This is a genomic window from Priestia megaterium, assembly GCF_023824195.1.
GTDB lineage: Bacteria > Bacillota > Bacilli > Bacillales > Bacillaceae_H > Priestia > Priestia megaterium_D.
Map to the genome: position 1 here is coordinate 3,500,589 of NZ_CP085442.1, position 16,767 is coordinate 3,517,355.

At 39.8% G+C, this 16,767-nt stretch carries 20 protein-coding genes and 1 pseudogene; 7 read left to right on the forward strand and 14 right to left on the reverse strand.

All coding sequences use genetic code 11. The annotated features are described in order from the left end of the window. Positions 1–34: 34 nt before the first annotated feature. The 5 genes from LIS78_RS18065 to LIS78_RS18085 form a co-directional block, all read right to left on the reverse strand. Complete coding sequence (locus LIS78_RS18065) at positions 35–1,690, reverse strand: M14 family metallopeptidase (RefSeq protein WP_252284120.1); 1,656 nt, start codon at positions 1,688–1,690, stop codon at positions 35–37. A 274-nt stretch (positions 1,691–1,964) separates the two neighbouring features. Beyond that, positions 1,965–2,144, reverse strand: a complete 180-nt coding sequence (locus tag LIS78_RS18070; RefSeq protein ID WP_209150339.1) for a hypothetical protein — start codon at positions 2,142–2,144, stop codon at positions 1,965–1,967. Between the two features lie 157 nt (positions 2,145–2,301). Beyond that, positions 2,302–3,381 (reverse strand): DNA alkylation repair protein, encoded by a 1,080-nt coding sequence (locus LIS78_RS18075; RefSeq protein ID WP_209150341.1) that lies wholly within the window; start codon positions 3,379–3,381, stop codon positions 2,302–2,304. Positions 3,382–3,383: 2 nt separating this feature from the next. Next, on the reverse strand, positions 3,384–3,866 hold the full coding sequence (locus tag LIS78_RS18080) for a GNAT family N-acetyltransferase (protein WP_209150343.1): 483 nt from the start codon (positions 3,864–3,866) through the stop codon (positions 3,384–3,386). A gap of 80 nt (positions 3,867–3,946) precedes the next feature. Next, positions 3,947–4,432, reverse strand: coding sequence for a DUF2306 domain-containing protein (locus LIS78_RS18085; protein ID WP_252284121.1), 486 nt, complete (start codon positions 4,430–4,432; stop codon positions 3,947–3,949). A gap of 160 nt (positions 4,433–4,592) precedes the next feature. Between LIS78_RS18085 and LIS78_RS31705 the strand changes: the two genes are divergently transcribed. From LIS78_RS31705 to LIS78_RS18095, 4 genes and pseudogenes are all read left to right on the forward strand, one after another. Continuing rightward, positions 4,593–4,724 carry a GerAB/ArcD/ProY family transporter gene (locus tag LIS78_RS31705; RefSeq protein ID WP_434092310.1) on the forward strand — a complete coding sequence of 44 codons (132 nt, stop codon included), beginning with the start codon at positions 4,593–4,595 and terminating at the stop codon, positions 4,722–4,724. 67 nt (positions 4,725–4,791) lie between these two features. Further along, positions 4,792–4,998 (forward strand): GerAB/ArcD/ProY family transporter, encoded by a 207-nt coding sequence (locus LIS78_RS31710; RefSeq protein WP_434092363.1) that lies wholly within the window; start codon positions 4,792–4,794, stop codon positions 4,996–4,998. A 4-nt stretch (positions 4,999–5,002) separates the two neighbouring features. After that, positions 5,003–5,449: pseudogene (locus tag LIS78_RS31715) on the forward strand (GerAB/ArcD/ProY family transporter). 74 nt (positions 5,450–5,523) lie between these two features. Further along, positions 5,524–5,991 carry a hypothetical protein gene (locus tag LIS78_RS18095; protein ID WP_209150346.1) on the forward strand — a complete coding sequence of 156 codons (468 nt, stop codon included), beginning with the start codon at positions 5,524–5,526 and terminating at the stop codon, positions 5,989–5,991. Positions 5,992–6,078: 87 nt separating this feature from the next. Here the strand turns inward: LIS78_RS18095 and LIS78_RS18100 are convergent, their stop codons facing one another. From LIS78_RS18100 to LIS78_RS18135, 8 genes are all read right to left on the reverse strand, one after another. Beyond that, on the reverse strand, positions 6,079–7,404 hold the full coding sequence (locus tag LIS78_RS18100) for an MFS transporter (RefSeq protein ID WP_245210614.1): 1,326 nt from the start codon (positions 7,402–7,404) through the stop codon (positions 6,079–6,081). Continuing rightward, positions 7,391–9,025 (reverse strand): PEP-utilizing enzyme, encoded by a 1,635-nt coding sequence (locus tag LIS78_RS18105; protein WP_209150348.1) that lies wholly within the window; start codon positions 9,023–9,025, stop codon positions 7,391–7,393. Before LIS78_RS18105 ends, LIS78_RS18100 begins: the two co-directional genes overlap by 14 nt. Positions 9,026–9,047: 22 nt before the next feature. Beyond that, positions 9,048–9,941, reverse strand: a complete 894-nt coding sequence (locus LIS78_RS18110; protein ID WP_252284122.1) for a PEP/pyruvate-binding domain-containing protein — start codon at positions 9,939–9,941, stop codon at positions 9,048–9,050. Positions 9,942–10,159: 218 nt separating this feature from the next. Next, entirely contained in the window at positions 10,160–10,405 is a 246-nt protein-coding gene (locus LIS78_RS18115) for a hypothetical protein (protein ID WP_029323294.1), read from the reverse strand. Continuing rightward, complete coding sequence (locus LIS78_RS18120) at positions 10,380–11,939, reverse strand: sodium:solute symporter family protein (protein ID WP_252284123.1); 1,560 nt, start codon at positions 11,937–11,939, stop codon at positions 10,380–10,382. The genes LIS78_RS18115 and LIS78_RS18120 overlap by 26 nt, the downstream gene beginning before the upstream one ends. A gap of 281 nt (positions 11,940–12,220) precedes the next feature. Continuing rightward, positions 12,221–12,916, reverse strand: a complete 696-nt coding sequence (locus LIS78_RS18125) for a FadR/GntR family transcriptional regulator (RefSeq protein WP_013058211.1) — start codon at positions 12,914–12,916, stop codon at positions 12,221–12,223. Between the two features lie 224 nt (positions 12,917–13,140). Further along, entirely contained in the window at positions 13,141–13,770 is a 630-nt protein-coding gene (locus LIS78_RS18130) for a CPBP family intramembrane glutamic endopeptidase (RefSeq protein ID WP_252284124.1), read from the reverse strand. Between the two features lie 104 nt (positions 13,771–13,874). Next, positions 13,875–14,804, reverse strand: a complete 930-nt coding sequence (locus LIS78_RS18135) for a hypothetical protein (protein WP_252284125.1) — start codon at positions 14,802–14,804, stop codon at positions 13,875–13,877. Positions 14,805–14,918: 114 nt separating this feature from the next. Here LIS78_RS18135 and LIS78_RS18140 point away from each other — a divergent pair, with 114 nt between their 5' ends. From LIS78_RS18140 to LIS78_RS18150, 3 genes are all read left to right on the forward strand, one after another. Next, on the forward strand, positions 14,919–15,419 hold the full coding sequence (locus LIS78_RS18140; protein WP_252284126.1) for a GNAT family N-acetyltransferase: 501 nt from the start codon (positions 14,919–14,921) through the stop codon (positions 15,417–15,419). Between the two features lie 73 nt (positions 15,420–15,492). Beyond that, positions 15,493–16,179 (forward strand): YoaK family protein, encoded by a 687-nt coding sequence (locus LIS78_RS18145; RefSeq protein ID WP_252284127.1) that lies wholly within the window; start codon positions 15,493–15,495, stop codon positions 16,177–16,179. Between the two features lie 135 nt (positions 16,180–16,314). Continuing rightward, a complete protein-coding gene (locus tag LIS78_RS18150; RefSeq protein WP_252284128.1) occupies positions 16,315–16,464 on the forward strand; it encodes a hypothetical protein in 150 nt (49 codons plus the stop codon). A gap of 60 nt (positions 16,465–16,524) precedes the next feature. Here the strand turns inward: LIS78_RS18150 and LIS78_RS18155 are convergent, their stop codons facing one another. Further along, entirely contained in the window at positions 16,525–16,734 is a 210-nt protein-coding gene (locus tag LIS78_RS18155; protein ID WP_252284129.1) for a hypothetical protein, read from the reverse strand. Between the last annotated feature and the right edge of the window lie 33 nt (positions 16,735–16,767).

Genomic DNA, 16,767 nt, shown 5'->3' on the forward strand with positions numbered 1-16,767 from the left:
AAAAAAAGCGTGAAGCCAAGCTCCACGCTTTTTTTTATTTACGGGATTCTTTTTGCAAAGGTGATTTTTCAATTGAACGCGTAAACCGGTAAACATCAAGTTCTTGTCCTACCTCTGAAGGCAAATACCCAAACGTTGTGAAGCTGTCCACAGATTCCGGCTCAAGTGATAGAGACAATAAATTGTTTTGAGGCTGAGACGTTAAAAAGACGTAGCTTCCTTTTGGGAACGTCACCGTTTTTGGCTTGACGATTGTTTGTACGTCTACATTTGGTTTGTTTTCGTAGGCTTCATTTTCAATGCGGCTGCTGACGTTATACGCTTCTACTGAAAGAGCCGTTTCTTTCGTTAACTTGAAGCCTTTTACTCCTTGTCCCTGCAGTTTTGCTGCTAACTCTTCATGTCCTGGTTTTAAAATATAAGCAGTCGGACGTTCGCGGACAAGCGTCGGCGTTGCTTTCTTTGCACTGTAGTATGTCACAGGAATTTCTTTAACAGACGCGCTTTCCACATCAACCATTTCTAACGTGGAATTTGGTATTTTTTTATTTTCACTGTTCACAACAATTGGATCATGATCATTTGCATTTTTTCCTTTTTTGACAAACGCTGCTTTTTCTTTTGCAATCAGCGCTTTAATTTGTTTGGCATGATCGGCTGTTTGCGTAATCAGCTTTTCTTGCGTAGCAATTTGCGCACTCACTCGCCGCGGAAAATCTTCTCGTCCAATGCCGATTCCCCTGCTTTCGACTAAAAACGAAAACGATGGATACAAGCCTAGTGAGTTTCGGCCGATCCGCGGTTCAACTGAGCCTTCTTCCACTTCAAGCTGCCCTTGTTTATTCACTTGAGACGTATAGTATACCTCTCCTGAATATCCTTGCTTTTCAATTGCTGTAAGCGTGCTGTTCACAAACAGCTCATCAGACATGTCTCGAATGCGCTGCGGAATATTTAAGTTTCGACCGGACTGCAGTAAAATATCGTGATACTTCCACACGCCTTCTTTACCGATATTTTTAAATCCGCTGCTGTAAGGCGTATATTCATGAGCGTCAATAACAACTTCTGGTGAAAAACGGTTAAATTCAGCTCGCACGCTCTGCACTTCCGGGCTTTCAAGCTTTATGTAGTCGCGGTTTCCGTCTAAATTATTCGCTAGCTGACGTTTAAATGCATAAGACCCGTCTGGATTAATGCGCGGCACAATGACAATGTTCACTTTATTTAGCACATCTTTCCCAAAGTCTTCTGTTAAACGCGTTGCAACGGCGAGTACGGATTCACCGCTTGCAGGTTCATTTCCGTGAATTTGACTTTGAAGCCAAATCGTTGGCTTTTTGGATGTCTTTCCATCTGCAAATTTCTTTTCCTTCGAAAAGTACAGAGCCGGAATGTCTCGCCCTTGCTGTGATTTACCGATAATCTTCAGCTTTACGTACGGACTTTTATGAGCAAGCTTTTGAACATAACCCATCATTTCTTCTTGAGTCGTAAACGCGTCTTGTCCTTTTGTAAATGCCGGCGTTGCTTCATTCACCTTTATTTCTGGATAAAGCGCTTTAATTTTTTCCGGCTGACTATAGTCTTTTCCGTAATAAGGCATCTCAGCTTGTACCGCAAGCGGCGACAGCAATAATCCAATCGACAAAATCGCCGGCGCCGCTGTTCGTTTTACAGTTTTTTTCATTCATTGACTCCTCCCCATCCCCTTGGTTAGACATTTTAAATTTTTAAAATATTTAAAATGTTACATAAATAATTATACCGTTTAAGGAAATAACTTCAAGATAAGGGAGCTGAACCTTTTTGACTATTTTAGTGTATTGTACGCTTTTTATAGATATAAGCAAAGATTGATTATACCTTATACTTTTATACGTACCTATTACATACAGAAAAACGAAATTTCCACCTCTACCTTATAGATAAAAGAGGTTGAGACATAACTGAATGAATTCAATCTAAAGACAAACAAATGGGATACATGACCTCGTATGGAGTGCTTGTGACACCGCAGTTGATTTCCGTGCAAGACTTCGCTTTCCGCGGGCGGCCGGTGAGCCTCCTCGTCGCTTGCGCTCCTGCGGGGTCTCACCTGTTCCGCTTTTCCCGCAGGAGTCTTCGCCTTGCCCTCCAATCAACTGCTAGAAGGAACTAAACAGATGAAACCTACGTTCGCCATAACAAAAAAATGAACCACTAATCGAACATGTTGATCAAAAGAGGCAGCAACCTATTGAATTAAGTTTCCTCATCAGCTCTATAGAAACATAAAAAGCTCTCTCCATGAGGAAAGAGCTACTCTATCACAAAGTCCGCTTCTGCTTTTACCACTCCGTTTACAATAACAGAAAGCGTATGCGTACCACTGTAATGTTTTCTTGTACTTAAATCTTTAAACGCATGCTTTTTTGTGACTGTCAGCGTTTGGGCTGCTTTTGCTTGAACATTTTTTAGCATAAACACTTTTTGAGTGCGGTTTCCTTTTGCTTTTACGTAATGAATTCCGTACTCTATGCGAAGCGGCATGTTTTTTTCTACCGATAGCTCAAAGGAAAAGTCAATGCTATCACCAATCGTAATGGCATGCGGCTGTAAGCTAAGCCCTGTGACATTCACTCCGGGGTCATCTCCATAGCCAAAAAGAGCAAGTGCTTCAGGATCTCCTTTTTTCAGCAGTGAACGGCACGCATGTTTAACGATCCAGTCGGTTTTAGAGTCTTTTCCGTACCAGCTTTTCACCACATCAAGCATCCAATCTTTTTCGATGTAAGAAATATCATTTAAATGATTGGCTACGCTTTTGCGGACATATAGCGATTCATCGCATTTTAACTGCTCTAAAATCGGCAGCGTTTGTTTTGGATCTTGCTTTAACGCAGGTACTGACTGTCCCCATGGAAGTCTAGGCCGGCTCCCTTCGCTTGCTAATCTGCGAATATGATAGTTTTGATCCCCCGCCCACTCAATCATTTGCTCAAGCATTCGTTTTGGATCTTGAATTAAAAATGGACGCACCGCAAATTCTGACGTAGAAAACGGCGTAAAAAAAGCGAGTGCTTTTATTGAAGCTTCCCAAGCGTTCAACCCGTAAAGCTCAACATAATCTGGAAAAATCGTACCTTGAAGTCCTCCTACCGTTGGAGCCACTTTATATAGGATATGAAGTGCTTCTTCATAATCCGCCGGCAGCACTTCATGCATGGAAAGGGTAATCCTTCTCATTCGCTCTTTCAGCGCCAACTCTTCCCAATCTTGTTGAAAAACCAGCTTATGAAATACTTCTTTATCAAAGGAACTCATTTCACGTGAAAAAGCGTCGCTTAAGTGCGTAATCAATTCTTCATTAAACACGCTTTTACGTAATTCTTCAGCCATACCTATCCCTCTTTTCCCGGTACCATGTTATTTTCTTCCGAATAAAGCGCTCGTTCGTACATGCCTTTTTTAAAAATTTGCATAAACAGCTGCTTATTTTTGACTTCTTTAAATCCATACTGACTATACAAACCGTGAGCATCTTTTGTCGCCAATAAAATTTTCCGTACGTTTTGAATCGGCTGATAGCGAATCATTTCTTGTACCAGCGCTTTTCCAAGCCCGTTGCCTCGTGCGTGCGGAAGAATAAACACATCCGCCAAATAAGCAAACGTCGCAAAATCTGAAATAATCCGTCCAAACCCTACTTGTTTATCGCACTCATCATACACGCCAAAACAAGCGGAATGTTCAATAGACGTTTGAACAAGGTGAAGCGGAATTCCTTTTGCCCAGTATGATTCATGATGAAGGTAAGAGTAGATGACATCTATATCAAGCTTTTCTTTATCCGTATGTATGGTAAACTGATGATTTTCTTTCATGCTGCATCCTCCTTGCTTCTCTATCATAGCACAAATGTTCGTAACAGAAAAAAGCCTTTTGCGGTAAAAGGCTTTTTTGGTTAGTATGATATTTTTTTAGAAACGGAAGGAGTTTTTCTATAGCGTCTTCCCACTATGTAAATAAGCGGACTGCCAATAATCGTCGGCAAAAACCAATATGAAAGATCGGGAAGCTTGTTTAACAGCGGAATACTGTCTCCAATATTCACAAGCAGCGCGGTAACGGCTCCGATATAAGACCCCAGCATACCGCGAATATGGTGTTGAAGCCAGCTCTTCCATTTTTGCTTACGGGCTGCATATCCATAAATCGCTAATCCGTATGAAAACACCGCAATATAAAATAAATAAGCAATTTCATTCCATTTCCAAATCGATAACATGATAGCCGTAGCTGCTAGTGCTGCATAAGCACCGTGATACACTTCTCCCCATTTTGTATGCCGTCCTTTTTTCTTAGCCGCTAGCATGGACACCGCTCCTGCAAGCAAACAAATCATGCCGAGTCCAATATGTATACTTAATATAACTTTAAATAAATCCAACGCGCTCTCTCCTTATACGTCCTTCTCTTTTATATCTTCGGCTAACACATCTATTTTTTAACAAAATATCCCTATTTATTTTCCAACTCTTTACTTACATGATGCATATGCTCCATATTAAGAAGCGCATACTAGCTGTAGAAAAGGAGGCGGATAGATAGTGGAAAATGCTCGAATTAGCGGATGGCAGCTGTTTGTGTTAATTACGCTCTTTGAGATTGGCAGCGCCTTTTTAGTCGGCTTAGCAATGGATGCTAAGCAAGATGCTTGGATTGCCAAGGAATTGAAGTAATGGCACGTTCGGCAGAACTGCTGTTTTTCTTCATTTATGTACTCTCGCCGTCGCTGGCTTTATTCTTATCTTCGTTTCTGGCCTCCTTGATTTTTCAAGCCTAAAGCCAATGCTTGAAAATGGTATTTCTTTAGTGCTGAGGGTTGCCTACAGCCAGACGCTGTATTTTCCTTTTGGCGAAGTCATTGTATTTGCCATGATTTTTCCTCATACAAAAAATGTAAAAAAAGACCGCATTCATTGTATTCAGCGCAATTACGTTAAACGGCATTAACCTTATGATTACTATGATTGTGAATATAAGTGTGCTAGGAGTTGCCCTAACGTCCAGATCTGCTTTTCCGCTTTTAAGCACTGTTTAAAGCATTCAATTCGCAGGTTTTTTAGAACGGCTTGATGTATTTTTTATGCTGGCTTTAATCACTGGCGGCTTCTTTAAAATCGGTCTGTTTTTCTACGCCACTGTGCTGGGCCTTTCTCACATGTTTAAAATTAAAAACCCGTCACCGCTTGTATTTCCAATTGGCTTAGTCGTTTTGTTTTATTCATTGTCTCTTGCTCAAAACTATTTCGAACACGTATATGAAGGATTAAAAATCATTCCGTTCACTTTACATCTTCCGTTTCAAATTGTCATTCCTGCTCTTTTACTCGTGATCGCATTTTTAAGAAATCGAAAAAAAGTACAGTCCGTCACTGTGAAAAATACCGCAGAAAATTCGTAGTATGTCCATTTCTCTATTGGATTTAATCTCCTAAAATTATACAATATAATCAAGAAGCCAAAAGGAGAACCAATATGATTGGATTAATTCTTTCTATTTTAGTATTCAACATTCTTGCTTTTAAAACAAACAAGCGCTTCACAGCAAATCAAATTGTACACATTTGGATGTTCACCATTGCTGCTCAGCATATCTTTGACGTCTTCATTAATTTCAAATTTCACGGCTACTGGTATTTTGCACAAGAGACAGACTGGCAAGGTATTTTTGCCTATACTGTTCTCATTCCGCCTGTAAACATGCTTTTTCTTACTTACTATCCTTTTGCTGGGAAACTCACAAAAAAAGCCGCCTATATTTTACTTTGGTCGGTTGCTGTTTTATTTTACGAAATGGTTGCTCTTCTCCCTGCTCCTTGGGGGTATTTTCACTATGGATGGTGGACGTGGTGGTATTCGCTTTTCTTAAACCCGCTGTTGTTTTGGATGGTGGTGCAGTATTACCGGTGGGTGTGTAAAATTGAAAAAAGAGCGATAACTTAAAAATAGAATAGCCTTTGGACCAGCACATCATCATTTTCAGCACGTGCAATAAAACGAATGTCTGCTTCTCCGCTGGCTATTCTTTTTTTATTTAAAAACGTCTTTGGACAAGGAAACTTGCTTTTCTTTTTCTTTTCCAACTAACGACACAAGGAATCCTGCTATTCCAGCTATACATAGAACCACCAATAGACCAGTAGTACCTACTAACAAGCTCACCGCAGCTGAAGCTAACATTCCTCCAACATAACGAAAAGTGGAATAAATGCCCGATGCAGTGCCTGATTGCTCTTTTTTGACAGATTGAATATTCATAGCCTGCATAGATGAAACACCGATCCCTGCTCCCACTCCTCCTACTAATAAAGATACAATTGTATAAGAAATGGAGGCATTCGCTAAGTGAAAATAAAGCATCGCCGCAAGCAGTGAAATAAGAAACGATAATCGTATCGGATGTTCTTTCCCTACCTTTTCTGCTAACAATCCTCCTAGCCAAGAAGAAATAGACATGGCTAATGAAAAAAAGAAAAGAAGCAAACCAATTAAACGAATATCATACTGCTTCTCTAGCAAAAGCGGAACAAACAAAATGGTACTATACATCATAAAATTACTGCATAAAATAGAAAGGTTTGAAGAAAAAAAAGGCCGAACCTTAAAAAGTTTAAAATCAATCAGCGGCTCTTGAACCTTGCGTTCTTGCACAATGAAAAGAACGATAGATGCTATGCATATGAAAATAGTCCAAGCATTAAACAAATCACGGTGCGTCAGCATTAGCGTAAAGCTCGTCATGCTTACTCCAAGTAAAAAAGCGCCCCCTATATCCAGCGTTTTTGCTTTTTGTTTTACGGTAGACGGCACATAGATAAATGAACAAATCAACGACAGAACAGCAAAAGGAACGTTAAACCAAAAAATCGACGTCCACCCAAGATACTTAATTAAAAAAGCTCCTAACACAGGTCCTACAGCTGCTCCTAGCCCCATTGATAATCCAAATAACCCAAGCGTCCTTCCAAGCTTTTCTTTTGGTAAACTGTGCCTCATAATCGCTGTTGCATTAGGCGTAGCTAGTGCGCCTCCTAATGCTTGCAGCGTTCGAAAGACCGTGAGCGAAAGTAAGTTATATGAAAACACACAGGCCGCTGATCCCACTAAAAAAATAATCATTCCAGCTACAAACATGGTCTTATTTCCATATAAATCACCCAGTTTCCCCGCGATGGGCTGAGCAACTGCCATCACAATTAAATAGATCGTTACCACTACTGATACATGTACGATGGAAAGATCAAGCGCTTGAGCAATAGACGGTAAGCCTACTGCAATCATAGTGGAATTAACGGGAATTAAAAAAGTTCCCGTTAAAATAGAAAAGATAATCAAAGACGGCTTACTGCTGTTCAATCGTCACCACTCCGTTGGTTCCGTCTACGGTAATAACATCTCCGTCTTTTAGTAGATCCACGGCTACTTTTGTGCCAAGAACCGCTGGAAGTTTATATTCACGAGCCACTGTTCCTGCATGAGATAAAATTCCTCCTGCATTGGTTACAATTGCGCCAGCAAGCGAAAATAACGTGGTCCAAGCGGGTGCTGTTGTTTCACACACAAGAATATCTCCTTGTTCAAGTTTAGAAAATTGACTTGGATCTGAAATGATTTTTACCACTCCCGTATAAACACCTCTTGAAGCGGCACTTCCTTTAAAGATTTTTTGAGTTTCATCTACTTCTGGAGGCCCCATTTTTCCGAATACCCGCTCCAATAAAGGATCTTCTCCTGTTTGAGGAGGCGTTCCATAAGCAGGCGGCGTCTTTTTATGACGATTTTCTTCAAACTCCTGCTTTCTATTGACGATAAGTTCATGAGATGCCACGGGTTTTTTTAATACTTCCAGCAATTCATCATAATAAAAATGAAAAATATCTTGAGGCTGATGAATCACTTGGTGATCAGCTAAAAGAGTTCCTACATTAAGCAAAAACAGTCTTGCTGTAGCAGGCAGCATCGCATCGATATAAAAATGATGATCTTCATCCAACCCCCATGCGTCCAAAGCCCATCCATAAAACAGCTTAAACTGCTCTTTTTCTTTGCACTCCGGCATTTTTGCGAGTACATCACGATAGCTTTCTTCTCTCTTTTTTACGACGTCTTCATAATTTTTCTTGAAGTCGTAATCTTTACGCACATAGCCAGCAATAATCGATAGCGCATGTAAAGGATTCTCTACCCACGTCTCATCAATAAACTCGTGCGAATTTGCAGAACGATAGCCATACTCATTCAAAAAGCTTTGCAGATTCTTTAAAAATTCTCTGCCTTCAGCTGTGCCTAATAGATTTGCTTCTATTTCTTCTGACTTCTGTTCCGTAAAAGCTTGTTTTAATGGGTCAGAACGCTTTACCGTGTCAGTTAGTTCCCACAGTGCTTGATCCGTTTCAAGTGACTTGTTCATTACGCCTTCCAGCAGATCATATACGTAAGCGGTATTCGCGTCTCCGGTCAAGGTTCCATATAGCTCTTCTAAAATCATTCCTAAATCATTTCTCGGCATGACAATTTCAAAGTGAAGCTGCCAAGCTTTTTTATAAAAATCATGCAGTTCTTTTACTTTTTCTTCTGCTTCTTTTAAAGATAAAGGACGTTCTGCATTTCTTTTGACTTCCGTATAAAAAGGTAAAAACACCTCATCAACGTACTCGTATAATCTAGGTTTAAGTCGAGGTAACAGCGGCTTAACTGCTTCTTGGTGCTCCTTTAAGCGATCATTTACGTCACCGGGAAACGGGATATTTTGCTGATACATTTTTCCATCAGCTAATTTCACTACAAATTGATAGATAGGCAGTTTTAACGTTTCAAAACCTTGCTTTGTCCCGTAAGTCATTGCCGGAAGCTGAAAGGAAGCGTATAAAGGGCTTAGCGCATGTGCGATATGTAGGTTGTCTTGTACCCAAAATCCCGTTTGTTTTTCTTCCTCACTTAAAAATAGGTCGTTTTGAAATGCAGATAATACGTTCATTTCATTTCCCCTTTCCTTTTCATTATGTAGTAACAGGTCTCACTTGAAGCAAATAAATATGTTCATTTTTTATGGCAAATTCAATGTCTACAGCGTACTGACAATACTGCTCTACTTGATTCGTTAAACGAAGCAGCTGTAATGCTGTTTCATCTGATATAGAAAATTCATTTTTTTCTTTATCCGTTGTCACAGCTTTTGTTATTCCTGTAAAACCTGACACTAGCTTATACTCTTTTAATCCTAGTTCTTTCATTATATTTTTTGTCTGTTTATGAATAATAAATAAATCCGGCGTAATAGCACCTGATACCATTCCCTCTCCTAAGCCGTACGCCACGTTAATGACTACTTCATCTTCACTTTCTGTAATAGGATTTACGCTAAAAATCACACCGGATACATCGGCTTCAACCATTCCTTGTACAAGGACACCCATCTGGGGATTAGAAAGCGAAATTTCTTTATCTTCGGCATACGCTTGAACCACGGATGAAAAATAAGAAGCCCAGCATTTTTTTATACTTGTCAAAAGTTCTTCTCTGTTTCTTACGTTTAATATCGTTTCATACTGTCCGGCAAAAGACGCATTCTCCAAATCTTCAAGTGCGGAAGAAGATCTTACGGCTACGGCTTTTACACCAGCACCTTGAATATTGGCATACGAAAAGACAATTTCTTTTTGCAGAGCTAAAGGAAACGTGCCGCTTTGAATCTTCTTTTCTATGACCCTGCTATCTTCTGCTTTTATTTCTATTTGGTTAAACGTTAAAAAGGAAAGTAATGCGTGAGATGTTAAAACAAATCCTTTAGGGATATGAGAAACGTGCTGAATCATTTTTGAGAGATTGTAAGCTTTTGAACCTACTGCTTGAAGTTCTGCATAACATGCTTTTTCTAAAGAGACGATGTGCAATCACTTCACCTCCTTTCATTTATGTCAAAGACAATCAAATTAAATAGAAAAACACCATTTAAAACCATAATATAATTTTATAGAACTACGTCTATTTTACTAAAAATTAACATAATTTTAAATATCTTTACAAAAAAATCACAAACCATATTCAATAGAATATGATTTGTGATTTTTTTTATAACTAACACATTTGAAATTCATATTGTTTTGACAAATTAAACTGTATCTCTCTCCTTCTTCTCCCTCACAAACTCCACCACAGGCCCCACAATAATACAAATCCCTGCGATAATCAGCCATCCAAACGCAAGATACGTCCAGCCTTTAAAAAATGAGAGCGTGTATTGATAGCCCGTTAAAAACATGACGCCTGGAAATAAGAGGACAAATAAGAATGTAAGTCCCAGCGCCCAGCGCGTACATAGCTTTGCGTCTTTATTTAACTGTTGTTGTGGATCCATAAGCCACTTCCTCTCTTAATGGTTCATCTCCATGTTCATCAAAGCTTTTGAATTTGTCTTTTAGTTCATCAAAGTCAAATTCTTTTTTAGCAAGTAAGCCGTGTCCGATTGATATGATTCCGCTGATGATAAAGACGGTAGAATTTCCAATAAGCATTGGATACAGTCCGCCAAGGGTTTCTACATTAATGTGACCGTTAATCAAGTAAGCAGATGCATTCCATGCGACAACGCCGCCAATCATCCCTAATAAAGCGCCGTAAAATGCACCTGTATTCGTCGCTTTTTTCCACATCAGTCCAAGCGTAACGGGAATAACGGCTCCGCTGACGAAAATGCCCATGGCCATATACACAAACCCGAGACTAATTCCTAAGTAAAACAGCAAAATGGAAAACACGCCCATCGCCAGCCCGAATCCAAGCGTCACTTTTCGAGACGTACTTAAGATTTTTTTGCTGCTTGCTTTTGGGTTGATGGAACGCAGGTAAATGTCCGTTACGATAATATTCGTGATCGCCGTTAATTCAGCCGCTCCTGTCGACATTACCGCCATAAACAGCATCGTTAAAAACAAAATAGAACCTAGATTTCCAAGCACATGTGACGCCATAACGGGCGCGATAGAATCCGGTGAATCTACAGCAATTCCAAGCCCAGCCGCACTTACACCTAGGAAAGTGGCAACGGCAAAGGGAATCGAAAACCAGGCAATTCCGCCGTAAATATACGCTTTTGAAGCAGCGCTGTTTTTACTTGCGATGGCACGCTGCCAGTAAGCTTGATCCACAAAGACCGTACCAAAGTTCCCGATAATATTGATCATCCCAAACAAAAGGCCCGGCACCGATGCCATTGTGAGCATATGCTGTGACGAAGGAAGGTTTTTCAGCCCTTCGTATACACTTGTCACGCCGAATTTATAATAGACGGCAGCAGCAAAAATAAATAAAATAATGAAAATAAAAACGGTGTTAAAATAATCAGCCACAAATGAAGCCTTTAACCCCCCAATCATGGTGTAGATGGTAAACGTAAGAGGAATTAAAAAAGCGGCAACAAAAATATTCATTCCGGTGAGAGAGTTTAAAGCAATTGCTCCTCCTAAAATAACCATGGCGGTGACAATAATATTCGTCATAAGAGCAAATCCAAGCATTAAACGATGATTTTTCACGTCGAAGCGCTGTGCAATAAATTCTAAAAATGTATGAGCGTTCGGTGCTTTTTTCTTCAGGTTAATCGCTACAATTGCAAACAGCAAAATTTGAATGCTTGCTCCCGCTGCGTACCAATACGGTCCACTAATGCCGTACTGATAGCCTGTGGAAGAAGACATCATTAACGTAGCGGCCCATGTCCATGCGGCAATAATGGACGCACTCGCTAGCCCAACGCCTACATTTCTTCCGGCTGTACTAAACTGCTCAGCCGTCATTTCCTTTCCTTGACGACGCTGCATAATGATTGTAACGGCCGTAAATCCTCCTCCAAAAATCAGTAAAATCAAATACCCTACGCTTGATGAAAGCATCTGATCCCTCCCCTTCTTCTTTATGTTACTCTTTATAACATAACATGTAAATAAAAGTAACATTTGTTAATAAAATACCATGCTGTAAAATTATTAACAATACTGTATTTTCTGATTATTTAAGAGTATAATTAGATATTTTCTCCTTTTACACACAAAAAAAGCGGCACATTCGCACCGGCTTGCGCGTAAATTTTCGTTTTCAACGTGTTGTATTTCCTCACATGAACGAACCACCTCAATAAAAAAACGATAACCACAAGGGCTATCGTTTTTTTTTATTATTGAGACACCATTACTTTTTGGCGAACGTGCTCTAAGTGATCACGAACCGCTTCAGCTGCTTCTTCTGGCTCTCCATTTTTAATCGCTTCAAAAATGCGTTCATGGTCAGCATCCGTTTGCTTGCGATTTTCTTTTTGACTTTTATTTAACGAATAAGCAAGCGCTTTTCGATATAAATGACCTAAATCTTCTACAGCATGAAGAAGGAATGAATTATGAGCAGCTTTTACAATATCATGATGGAAACGATAGTCCGCTTCATGTCCAATTTCTTCACTGTTGTGAACCGTCTTTTTAAACGCTTCTAACGATTCTTTAATTTCAATCAGTTCTTCATCCGTACGGCGCAGCGCAGCTAAGCTTGCAGCCTGCGACTCAATGATAATACGCATTTCAATTAGTTCAAGAACCTGATCTGCTTCCACCATTTCAAACGTCATTGGATCAAGCATACCAACTAAGTTTACACGCTTTACGTAGCTCCCTCCGCCTTGTCTTGATTCAATCAATCCGCTGGCGGAAAGAACGCTTAGCGCCTCACGAATTGGTGCGCGGCTCACTCCAAACATTTTTGATAATTCATGTTCCGACGGCAAACGAGACTCTGGCGGGAACGTTTTCTCTTTAATCATCTTTTTTAATTGATCAAGCACTTGACTAGACACTTTTTTACGCTCAATAGGTACAAACATACTTCTATTCCTCCTCCAAGTAATTATCTCTCTCTTTTTTATAGTGTTCATCGGATTCAGTATAACTGAGTGTATTCCGATTTATGTAAACGCTTCAATCTTTGTATTACAAGTATACATTATTTCAATTCAAATGTGTTGATAAAATTTTACTATTATTGTTATTATACCATGAAAACAAGTTATAAATGAATAACGATTCATGTTTTTTTGACATAATACCACTATCTTACATATAATCCATATACAATCATAATGGCCGCATCCGCTAACACATGGCTGATGATCGCCCCTTCAATGCCATATCGCTCTTTTATATACGCCCACATCATACCTGCTGAAAAGACGCCTGCAACTGAGATCCAATTAAACGGAAAAACAAAAACAGGGAGGATGATGAATACGTGATAAAGCGTATAAAAGCTTGATGTAACAATGCTTGAAGCAAGTACAGAAACATGCTTTTTTACTTTATTTTGCACATACACCCGCCAATACATTTCTTCTAAAACAGGATTAATGAAAATCAAAATGACGGCCAAAATGGTAACTTTCCATCCGCTAAATCCCCATATTTGCAAAACCGCTTGCATATCTTCTGCATGAAAGATTTTACCAGAAAAAAGCATACTACTTCCAATTATAGCAGCGACACATAGAACTCCGCTGAGAGTTCCCACATACAGAGATTTTTTTGTAAGCGCTACCTTTAAGTTAATTTTATTATTCGCATATAAAATCATAAACATCCAGCCGTAAAAGCAAACAAATGTTACCAACACATTTTGGATAAGCCACAAACCGAAAAAAACAAAGATTGTTGGCATGAACAGCAAAAACAAAAATTTTATCATGTTTATGGCGCACCTTCTTTAAAAGCGGCTTTTCTTTTACTTAGTAAACCTTTCGTATTCAAAAGGTTTACTATCTTTTATCTTATAAAAGTCCAGTGGGATTTTCAATTATTTTTTAATTCCCGCTCCAGCTCACGAAGACTTTCAGCAAGCTTTTTCTTTTCTTCTTCAAAGTGAACATCGTCTTTAAAAGCAGGAGCTGAAGGCTCTGTCTCTTCATTTTCTCTTAGCCAATCCGGCGTCAATTCCTTGCGAATGACACGCTTTTTATTAGCGTAGGAAAGCGGCTTTTCAGTCTGCTGATTTGCAAGCGTACGCTGTGACGTTAAATAATGCTTATGAAAAAGATGCTGTTTAATATAGGCAAATGCTCGAATGGTATCGCCGCTGTACTTAGGTGCGTAGTGATCAAATGCTTCATGCAGTCCAGCTAGCGCCTCTTCTACAGGTATTTCGCTTTTTGCGACTTCGTACATATGCTTCAAGTCACTCGCTGAAGGATACACTCCTCGGTTTCTTCTAGCAATAAAAGCGGCTTCTAACGTTTGTACATAAGCGTCATGCGCGGCTTCTTCTCTTTTTATTTGATTTGTATTTTCTGCTGTAGTCTCTGTTAATGAAGCCTTCACTGTGACCGGCTCCGCTGCTTCAATTTGACTATTCCCTTCTGTCAAATTGACATCTTCGAGCTCTTCAAACTCATCGCTTGGCATAAGCTTCTCTAATTTTGCGTAATCAATCCGGTACCAAACGGTGTTGTTAAATTTAGAGCGGTTGTACTTTCCTTTTATAATCAACCCTTCTTTTTCAAGCTTTGAAATGATGCGTTGAATCGTTGAAAGCGACCAAAACGGAAACTGCTGCAGCCACTGCTGATTTGTATTATAAACCCACGTATATCCGTCCTGCACATTTACGCTTTTTTCAAGCCAGTAGTGAAGCTGCTGAAGAAACAGTGCTCCGTTCACTCCTACTTTAACTGCAAGCGCCGGCAGTACAATTAACGGCTGATCTTTTAATAATAATTTACTCATTATATCATCTCCTTTGTTATGTAAAATAGCTACTATATATATACAAAGAAAACGGAAAAACAGGGATGCCCGCTTTAAAATTATGTTAAAATATAGAAAAAATGAGGTGAGCATATGATACGTCAAGGCAGAATTGGCGATGAAGCAGGCATTGCGAATGTACACGTAGAGAGCTGGAAATCGACTTATAAAGGACTTGTTCCGGATTCTTTTTTAGATTCTTTAAGCGCTGAAAAGCGAAAACCTCTTTGGAAAAAGCAGCTGGAGTCAAATTCTATTTTCGTTGCAGAAGAAAACGGCCAAATCGTAGGCTTCGCTTCTTATGGCAAAGAAAGAACCAGCAAGCATCCTTCCTATACCGGAGAACTGTATGCCATGTATTTACTCGCAGAGCATCAGCGAAAAGGAATTGGAAAAGCGCTCATGCATAAAATAGCGCAAGAGTTGGCAAACCACCATATACATACGATGCTCACATGGGCTTTTGAACAAAACAGCGCCTGTCAATTTTACGAGGCGCTTGGCGGAAAAAGAATCGATCGTGCTGACGTGATCATTGAGGGTACGTCTCTATCTGAAGTAGCTTTTGGATGGGACACGCTTAAAAATTTGTAGGACAACTCTCTGGACAGATTTTTTTCTTCACGGTAAACTGTTTAGTTGGTATAAAAAGAAAGGATGACTTACCGTGACGAATTCTACTTATCGAAACATTATTTTGCTGGTTCTTTGCGTAACGGCAGGTATTGTAGATGTGATCGGCTACTTAAGCCTTGGCCATATCTTTACCGCAAACATGACCGGAAACATCGTGCTGCTTGGATTAGCAATTGGAAACTCACTTGAAACAACTGTTTTTCATTCCCTGACAGCTTTAGGAGGTTTTATTGTAGGAGTTGTAGGCGCTGCAATCCTTGTTGGAAACAAAGAAAAAACATTTTGGCCTAAAGCCGTAACGATCGCACTTGGAATAGAAGGATTACTTTTACTTGTTTTTGCACTTTTATCTTCGTTTTCTCCTTCTTTACACTTAACTTACTTGTTTATTTTTTTATTAAGCTCAGCAATGGGACTTCAAACAACAGCTGCTCGAAAGCTTGGCGTAGCCGGAATTTCAACAACCGTATTAACGGGAACGCTTGCTAACTTCTTTGAAGACGTAACGGCACGTTTGCGCAGCCCTCGCTACCGCAAAACGTTTACAACCGATGCAGTTCTCCGCGCGCTGTCTCTTGTACTTTACTGCTTTGGCGCTGTTATCGCCGCACTTGCAGAGCCTGCTTATAAATTTGAAATTATTTGGCTGCCAATTGTTATTTTGTTAGCCATTATCATTTTTGTCAGCACGAAGTTTCGTTCTGATTCAGAAAAATAATAATAAAAAAAGGCTGGGACAAAAGTATTTTAGTCAAAGGAAAATCCGAGCGAGTTTGATTCTTGATTGAGAATCAAACTCGCTCGGATTTTTATTAGTATAGTGAACGTTCATATATGTAGCGGCTTCTAGCTGTTGATTGGAGGGCAAGACGAAGACTCCTGCGGGAAAAGAGGACTAGGTGAGACCCGGCAGGAGCGAAAGCGACGAGGAGGCTCACCAGCCCTCGCGGAAAGCGAAGTCTTGCACCGAGATCAACAGCGGTGTAACAAGCGAACATACTAGATCATTTATCCAATTTGTTCGCCTTGAGATTATATTGATTTAGTTATGTCTCAACCTTTTTCATTTTCCCGCTAGTGCCGCTAAAACGCCAAGAATGATTGCTGCTACAGGTCCTACAATGAATAGTCCAATTAAAATCGATCGTATAGCTTCCCATAATGACCGCAAAGGACCTTGCTTGGACTCTGCTTTTTCCACTCTTTTCTCTAGGTGTTCGACTCTTTGCTGAAGCTTCGCTAATTCATGCGTAACATCTACTTGTTCGCTCATCGCTCAAGCTCCTTTTTACTCTACATTACCATA

Bases quoted from the DNA above. Each gene is read 5' to 3' on its own strand.
- LIS78_RS18105 (WP_209150348.1), bottom strand. From the start codon at position 9,025: ATGAACGTATTATCTGCATTTCAAAACGACCTATTTTTAAGTGAGGAA.
- LIS78_RS18080 (WP_209150343.1), bottom strand. From the start codon at position 3,866: ATGAAAGAAAATCATCAGTTTACCATACATACGGATAAAGAAAAGCTT.
- LIS78_RS18095 (WP_209150346.1), top strand. From the start codon at position 5,524: ATGATTGGATTAATTCTTTCTATTTTAGTATTCAACATTCTTGCTTTT.
- LIS78_RS18065 (WP_252284120.1), bottom strand. From the start codon at position 1,690: ATGAAAAAAACTGTAAAACGAACAGCGGCGCCGGCGATTTTGTCGATT.
- LIS78_RS18155 (WP_252284129.1), bottom strand. From the start codon at position 16,734: ATGAGCGAACAAGTAGATGTTACGCATGAATTAGCGAAGCTTCAGCAA.
- LIS78_RS18135 (WP_252284125.1), bottom strand. From the start codon at position 14,804: ATGAGTAAATTATTATTAAAAGATCAGCCGTTAATTGTACTGCCGGCG.
- LIS78_RS18120 (WP_252284123.1), bottom strand. From the start codon at position 11,939: ATGCTTTCATCAAGCGTAGGGTATTTGATTTTACTGATTTTTGGAGGA.
- LIS78_RS18130 (WP_252284124.1), bottom strand. From the start codon at position 13,770: ATGATAAAATTTTTGTTTTTGCTGTTCATGCCAACAATCTTTGTTTTT.
- LIS78_RS18125 (WP_013058211.1), bottom strand. From the start codon at position 12,916: ATGTTTGTACCTATTGAGCGTAAAAAAGTGTCTAGTCAAGTGCTTGAT.
- LIS78_RS18075 (WP_209150341.1), bottom strand. From the start codon at position 3,381: ATGGCTGAAGAATTACGTAAAAGCGTGTTTAATGAAGAATTGATTACG.
- LIS78_RS18140 (WP_252284126.1), top strand. From the start codon at position 14,919: ATGATACGTCAAGGCAGAATTGGCGATGAAGCAGGCATTGCGAATGTA.
- LIS78_RS18115 (WP_029323294.1), bottom strand. From the start codon at position 10,405: ATGGATCCACAACAACAGTTAAATAAAGACGCAAAGCTATGTACGCGC.